The 6,051-nt window shown below is 69.1% G+C and carries 5 protein-coding genes and 1 pseudogene; 3 read left to right on the top strand and 3 right to left on the bottom strand.

The features are described 5' to 3' along the window. Window positions 1-248 precede the first annotated feature (248 nt). Window positions 249-545 carry a hypothetical protein gene (locus AB0C02_RS33220; protein WP_357553178.1) on the bottom strand — a complete coding sequence of 99 codons (297 nt, stop codon included), beginning with the start codon at window positions 543-545 and terminating at the stop codon, window positions 249-251. A gap of 76 nt (window positions 546-621) precedes the next feature. Then, a pseudogene (locus tag AB0C02_RS33215) lies at window positions 622-808 on the bottom strand (hypothetical protein); the annotation flags it as partial. 374 nt (window positions 809-1,182) lie between these two features. Here AB0C02_RS33215 and AB0C02_RS33210 point away from each other — a divergent pair. The 3 genes from AB0C02_RS33210 (at window position 1,183) to AB0C02_RS33200 (ending at window position 4,060) form a co-directional block, all read left to right on the top strand. Further along, window positions 1,183-2,250, top strand: a complete 1,068-nt coding sequence (locus AB0C02_RS33210; protein WP_357553177.1) for an ATP-dependent DNA ligase — start codon at window positions 1,183-1,185, stop codon at window positions 2,248-2,250. 332 nt (window positions 2,251-2,582) lie between these two features. Next, window positions 2,583-2,783: a hypothetical protein gene (locus AB0C02_RS33205; RefSeq protein WP_357553176.1), complete on the top strand. Its 201-nt coding sequence runs from the start codon at window positions 2,583-2,585 to the stop codon at window positions 2,781-2,783. 542 nt (window positions 2,784-3,325) lie between these two features. Beyond that, a complete protein-coding gene (locus tag AB0C02_RS33200; RefSeq protein WP_357553175.1) occupies window positions 3,326-4,060 on the top strand; it encodes a VOC family protein in 735 nt (244 codons plus the stop codon). A 288-nt stretch (window positions 4,061-4,348) separates the two neighbouring features. On the opposite strand, the gene AB0C02_RS33195 is transcribed toward AB0C02_RS33200, so the two are convergent. After that, window positions 4,349-5,674 carry a transposase gene (locus tag AB0C02_RS33195; protein ID WP_357553179.1) on the bottom strand — a complete coding sequence of 442 codons (1,326 nt, stop codon included), beginning with the start codon at window positions 5,672-5,674 and terminating at the stop codon, window positions 4,349-4,351. Window positions 5,675-6,051: the final 377 nt, after the last annotated feature.

Genomic DNA, 6,051 nt, shown 5'->3' with positions numbered 1-6,051 from the left:
CCCGAAGACCGTGTGACCACCAGCCCGGAGATTTCATGTCCATCAGCCCGGAGTGAACCGTCCGCCCACCCAGATTTTTGCGTGTCCGCTGGCAACGGGCCAGGTGAGTGAGATGGCCGCATTGCCGATGCATGATGGCCGATCGCCGGTTTTCGGAACCGTAGATCATCCGATCGTGACCGTTGAGGGACCGGTGCGTGACGGAGGTCCCGAGACGGTTCTGTCACAGACGTCCTGAGACCCGACAGTTACGGGCGCGCAGGGCCGTCGTCGTGCCGCCTCGGGCGCTGCTCTCGTGGCTGGGCTCCCGGGGACGCCGCGGCGTCCTGTTCGCGCCACTGCCCAGGGGTGTCGGCGCGCAGAAGACGATCAACCATGTGCAGAGCCTCCTGCTCCGTGTCGAACTCCCACCGCAGCACCTTCCCGGTCTCGCTGTCGCCGGCGCGGGCGATGAGCTTCCAGCGCGTCTGGCGCACGAGCCACACGTCGCGGCGGGCCAGGCGCCCCCACGTGCCGTTCCACCACCTCCGGACCACCTCTTCCACGTGAGGATCGTACGCATGTTCGAATGCTGGGCGGGGCGGGGTGCCGAACAAGCCCGCACCGGAGGCAGGAGGGTGACTCGCTGCGGTCTTCGGCGCCTCGGCCGTACGGCTCGCCGCAGTCGGGGCGATGCCTGTAGAGCGCAGGTCGCGGCCGCGCCGGTGGCCCCACTCGGGAGTGGTCTCGTACAGGCAGGCCTGCCACACCACGGTTTGCCCGCCGCCGGGCACCATCTGGCCGTCACCGGGCCGCCGCGCAGCAGCACGTCCGCCCTCCGACCGTATGAGCGATGAGCTCCGGGACGCGGCGAACGAGACTCTGCTTCCGACCGGGCGGCGCCGCGGGCGGTGAGCTGCCCCCGCGACTGAACTCGCTATGGGGGCCGCTCGTCGGTGGCCTTCGGCCGTAGCTGCTCCACCTGCACATGGCTGTGGCCGCCAGCCGAGTCGGTGACCCTCACCGACCGGTTCAAGACCCCCGCCGATCCTGCCGCTGGCTGGCGCGCTGGCCGTGCTGCAGCCCCTCGCTGGGCGCATTCGATATCGCGGATCTCCGCCCGAGCTCCCCCACGTCTCTCCCACGATGATCTGGGGGGCGGAAGATGAGCGGCACTGACGGCCGGCGCGGTGGGGACTGGACGTGACTCCAGCCCGACGACGGGCGAGCGCTGGGGCGGAACTGGTGCTGCGTCGGCCGGTCGCGCCGATGCTTGCGGCGCCAGTTGACGTGGTGCCCGAGGGTCTGGGCCTGGTGCATGAGCCGAAGTGGGACGGGTGGAGGTGTATCGCCTTCCGCGACACGGACGGGGCGTTTCTGCAGTCGCGGGCCGGCCGGAACCTGACCACCTACTTCCCGGACATCGTCCGGGCGGTCCGGGCGGCCGTTCCGGCCGGGGTGGTGCTCGACGGTGAGCTGATCGTCTGGGACCGCGGCCGTACCAACTTCGCGCAGCTCCAGCGCCGGGTCACCGCCGGCCGTGACCTGCTGCGCCTGGCACGCGAGCGTCCGGCCCACTACGTGCTTTTCGACCTGCTCGCCGACGCCGACGGGCAAGTGGTCCTGGACCTGCCGCTGGCGCAGCGGCGGGCCCGGCTGGAGCGGCTGCTCATCGATGCGCCGGCACAGCTGACCGTGACGCCACAGACGGCGGACATGCGGCAGGTGGCGGACTGGCTGCTGCACTGGACCGTCGCGGCGGGCATCGAAGGCGTGGTCAGCAAGCGCCTGGACGGCCGGTATGCGCCGGGCCGGCGTGGCTGGTCGAAGTTCCGCACCCGGATCGTCACCGAGGCGATCGTCGGTGGGGTGACCGGCGGTATCAGCCGCCCGGAGACCGTGTTGCTGGGCCGGTTCGACCGTCGGGGACGGCTGCGGTACACCGGCCGCTCTCACCCACTGACCACCGTCCAGCGTGCGGCGCTGGCCGAGCTGCTGTCGCCGCCACGCATGCCGCGCCCCGGCACGGTGGCCCACCCGTGGCCGCAGCCGCTGCCCGCGTCCTGGTCCGGCCAGTTGGACCGGCCGGAACCGCTGCCGTATGTGCAGGTGGACCCGACGGTGGTCGCGGAGATCGACGCCGATGTCGCGTTCGAACACGGGCGCTGGCGCCATCGGGTGCGGTACGCGCGCCTCCGGCCGGACATGTCGGTCTACGACGTGCCGCTGCTGCTCGGCGAGGAAGAGGGCTACTTCGGCGACGTGGGGTGAGCGTCTGCAACTGGATGGGCGAGGATCGCGTCGACGCCGGCTGCCGGGGTGTCCGTGTTGACTACGGGCTGGTTCGGGGTGCTGCCACCGCGCGCCGCACGGAGTGAGGCCTGGTCGGCGGTCGTATTGACGGGCAGCGGGTGATCGGAAGGCGGCCGGCTCTCGTCGCTTGATTCTTTCTGACCCGCCCTGCGGGCGAGGCAGCCGCCTGTATCGGAAGGGCCGGTCGATGGAACGCGTCAGGCGCCGTCAGGTCTCGGCCGATGATCAGAACATGTGGGCGAGCATTGACGTACCGTGCGTCGAGGGCACCGGTGGATGGGTGTTCCCTCTTGGCGCTGATCGACGAGGACGGCGTGCCCCCTGCAGCGATCGATCAGACGTGGTTGTGGATCGAGTACGGCGGCGAGTTGCTCGACGCGGACGTGGACGGCGCGTGCGAGTTGGAGTCGATCGCCGGCGGTGGCCCGCCGTGGGTGTATGTCTGGGCCGGCGCCCTGCCGGATCAGCAGTCAGCCGGTCAAGAGCGGTAGCGGCAGTTCAACTGGCGTAGCGCTACCCGGGAACGACCTCGTGGCGGTACGCCCGCAGGCGTGTCCCGTCACTCAGTACCACCTCAACCCGGCCACTCTCGTCGCTCGTCGTGCCAACGAAGCGAACCTGCTTGCCGGTGTGTTCGCCGACAGTGTCGGCGCGTTCCGGCTGGAAGATCCACCCCAGTCGGGAGAGCCTCGCCGTGGGAAGTACGACCCTCTAACCGACTTCCTGAAACGGCACGAACAAACCGAGATCAGGATGTCGCTCCGGCGGCTTGAGGACGTCTACGGCGCCCACTTGCCGGCGAGCGCGCGGTCCGACCGGACCTGTGGGGCCAACACTTCAACCGGACACGCGTCCAAGCACACGCGTCGCGCAACGCCGGATGGAAGGTCGACGCGGTCGACCCGACGCGCGACTCGGTGACCTTCATCCGAGACAGGTCGTAGCCCTTCCCTCGGCTGGCCCAGACGTCCGCACATGCCGATGATTAGTACGGCTGATCTTGATGTGCCAGACTGCCGCTAGCATCGTCTGCATGGCGACGCGGCTTGTTCAAATCAACATGAAGGCCCGGGACGACTCCGCGCTGGGCGGTTTCTGGGCGGAGGCGCTCGGCTGGGGAGTCTCCAGCGAGGGACCCGGCGTGACCAACCTCGAACCCGAGGGCTTCGTCTACCCCGACCCCGTCGCCGTCTGCATCGACCTCATCGCCTCCCCGGAACCCAAGACGGTGAAGAACCGCGTGCACGTCGACCTCGCCACCAACTCGGCGGCCCATCAGGCGGAGCTGGTCACGCGCCTGAAGGATCTCGGCGCAACACCCGCCGACGTCGGCCAGGGCGACGTCCCGTGGACGGTCATGGCCGACCCAGAGGGCAACGAGTTCTGCGTGCTGGACTGGCACGACCCGATCCGAGACACCGGACCGATCGCCACGGTAGTGGTCGACTGCGCGGATCCGCGAGCCATGGCCCACTTCTGGGGCAAGGCCATGGACTGGACCCTGCACAAGGTGACCGACGACAACGCGGTACTGCGCTCCGCCAAGGGCGTCGGCCCATATCTGCAGTTCCTCCGCACGCCCGACGTGAAGACCGTGTGGAACCGAGTCCATCTCGACGTCCGCCCATACCCCGGTGACGACCTGGAGGCCGAGGCGGCCAGACTGCGGACGCTCGGCGCCACCGCCATCGACCTGGACCAGAATGTCCCGTGGACGGTCCTCGCCGACCCGGAAGGCAACGAGTTCTGCCTCCTCGCCCCAGGCTGACCCAAACCCTCTTTATCCGCCCACTACGGCCACGAGCCCGGATTATGCGACGCGCCCTAGCTTGATCTTTAACCGGTTCGGCGTGGCCTCGGGTTATTCGAAGTCTTCGTTTTCTTCGTGCCACCTTTCGGTTTTGTGCTGGTGGCGGCGGTGACGATGTGGACGTCGTGGCGGGTTGCCGGGTGGCGGTTGCGTAGTCCGGGTGGTCGGCCGGGTCCTGGCCGGGAGGGTTTCGGTGCGCAGGCGGGACTGCCCGGAGCCTGTCGCACAGCTTTCGATCTTCAGCTGTCAAGCGGTCTTCCGTCTGGCGTCGTGACGAAAGATCTTGTTCAGGTTGTGCACGACGCCGAGCAGTTTGATCTCGGCGTCGACGTCGCTGGTGCCGCGGTGGTGCAGGCGACGTCCGAACCGTTGGAACAGCTGGGCGAAGCCGGGTTCGACGAGGGCGCCGCGGCGGGCGTAGAGCTGCTTGCCTTCGGTGGATGCCAGTCGGGCGGCCATGTCGCGGTGGCCGGCGGGGACGTCCTGGCTGGGTGGCGTGGGGGCCCTGGTCTGGTCGTATTCCTTGGTGAGTGACACGAGCAGCGGGAGATCGGCCAGGGCAGTGAAGTTCGCGGTGCTGGCGTATCCGCTGTCGGCCAGCCACGCCGCGACGTCGCTGCTCAGCCCTGCGGTCGCGCAGTTGTGCTGGACACGTCTGATGACCGGAATCAGGGCGGTGGTGTCGGACGGATTGTCGTGCAGCTCGATCGCGAGGAGGATCTGGTTGCGGGAGCAGGCGATCTGCACGTTGTAGCCCTGCACGTAGCCGCCGTGCTTGCCGAGCATGAGCCGCGACTGCGGATCGGTGAGTGACGCCCTGGCCGCCGCAGACGGGATCGGCCGAGGGTTGAGCGCACGGTGCAGCCCGGCCTGCGCCCTGGCCAGCCGGGCCTGTTGCCGGACGACCTTGGTCTTGGCCTCGATCGCAACCGGTGGGCGTCCGTTGGCACGCCGTCGTCCCGCGGCCTGGTCCTGCATGCTCCGGCGGGCGTAGTCGGCCAGCAGTTGCTGTTGGGCGGCGGTGACCTCGGCGAGGCGGTGGGCGGCCCTGGCCACCATCCGCTCGGCGGCCTCGACCTTGATCCGGATCTCGCCGGCTGAGGGCAGCGCGCGTTCATGCAGCTTGTCCCGGGCCATCCGGGCTCGCGCCAAGCGGTCGCCGAGCCGGGACAGCCGCCGCAAGCCGCTGCCGGCGGCGGTGTGCTGGGTGCTGCCGGCGGCGGCTGCTGGGTCGTCCATGGCGCCTGTCAACTGGTCAATCTCGGCTTCGCCATCGGCGATCATGGTCTCCAGGGCGTGGAGGCTGCGGTTGGTGGAGCGGGCGGCGGCCGCCTGCATCGGTGAGCCGTCCACCGCCACCGCGGACAGGTCCACCAGCCCGCGCTGGGCGCATAGCGCCAGGATCTGCACGAACAGCGCCTTCATGCCTTCGCGGTGCCGGCGCAGGAAACGCGCGACGGTGGAATGGTCGATGTGCTGGTTGCCGGTGATGACTCGGCATCCCACGTCGTCGAGGCAGGCCGCCTCGATCCTGCGCGTCGAGCGCACGCCCTTGCAGTAGCAGTACAGCACCAAGCTCAGCAACACCTGCGGTGGATACGCCGCCGCACCCTGGCCATCGGCACGGTAGCCCCGCAGGAACCCGGACAGGTCGAGCTCACCGACGACCTTCAACACCTGCCAGCACAGATGCTGCGGCGGCAACCACCCACGCAGGTCATGACGGGGCAGCGACAAGTCGTCCGGGCTGCAGGAGATGAAGTTGTACGCCACGACCCGACATGGTCGTCCACGATGGATTCCCGACGACAACAGCTCTTGACATCTGAAGATCGAAAGCTGTGCGACAGCCTCCCCGCTTTGCTGCGCAGGTGCCGAAACGCGCGGCGGACGCGGGCGGGGGTGAGTCGTTCGGGTGGTGCGGGGCGTTCCCAGGGCCGGCGCAGGTC

This window comes from Micromonospora sp. NPDC048999, assembly GCF_040649295.1.
Lineage (GTDB): Bacteria > Actinomycetota > Actinomycetes > Mycobacteriales > Micromonosporaceae > Micromonospora.
Note: the sequence above shows the minus strand (reverse complement) of the source record. Positions and strands in the feature narration are given on the sequence as shown.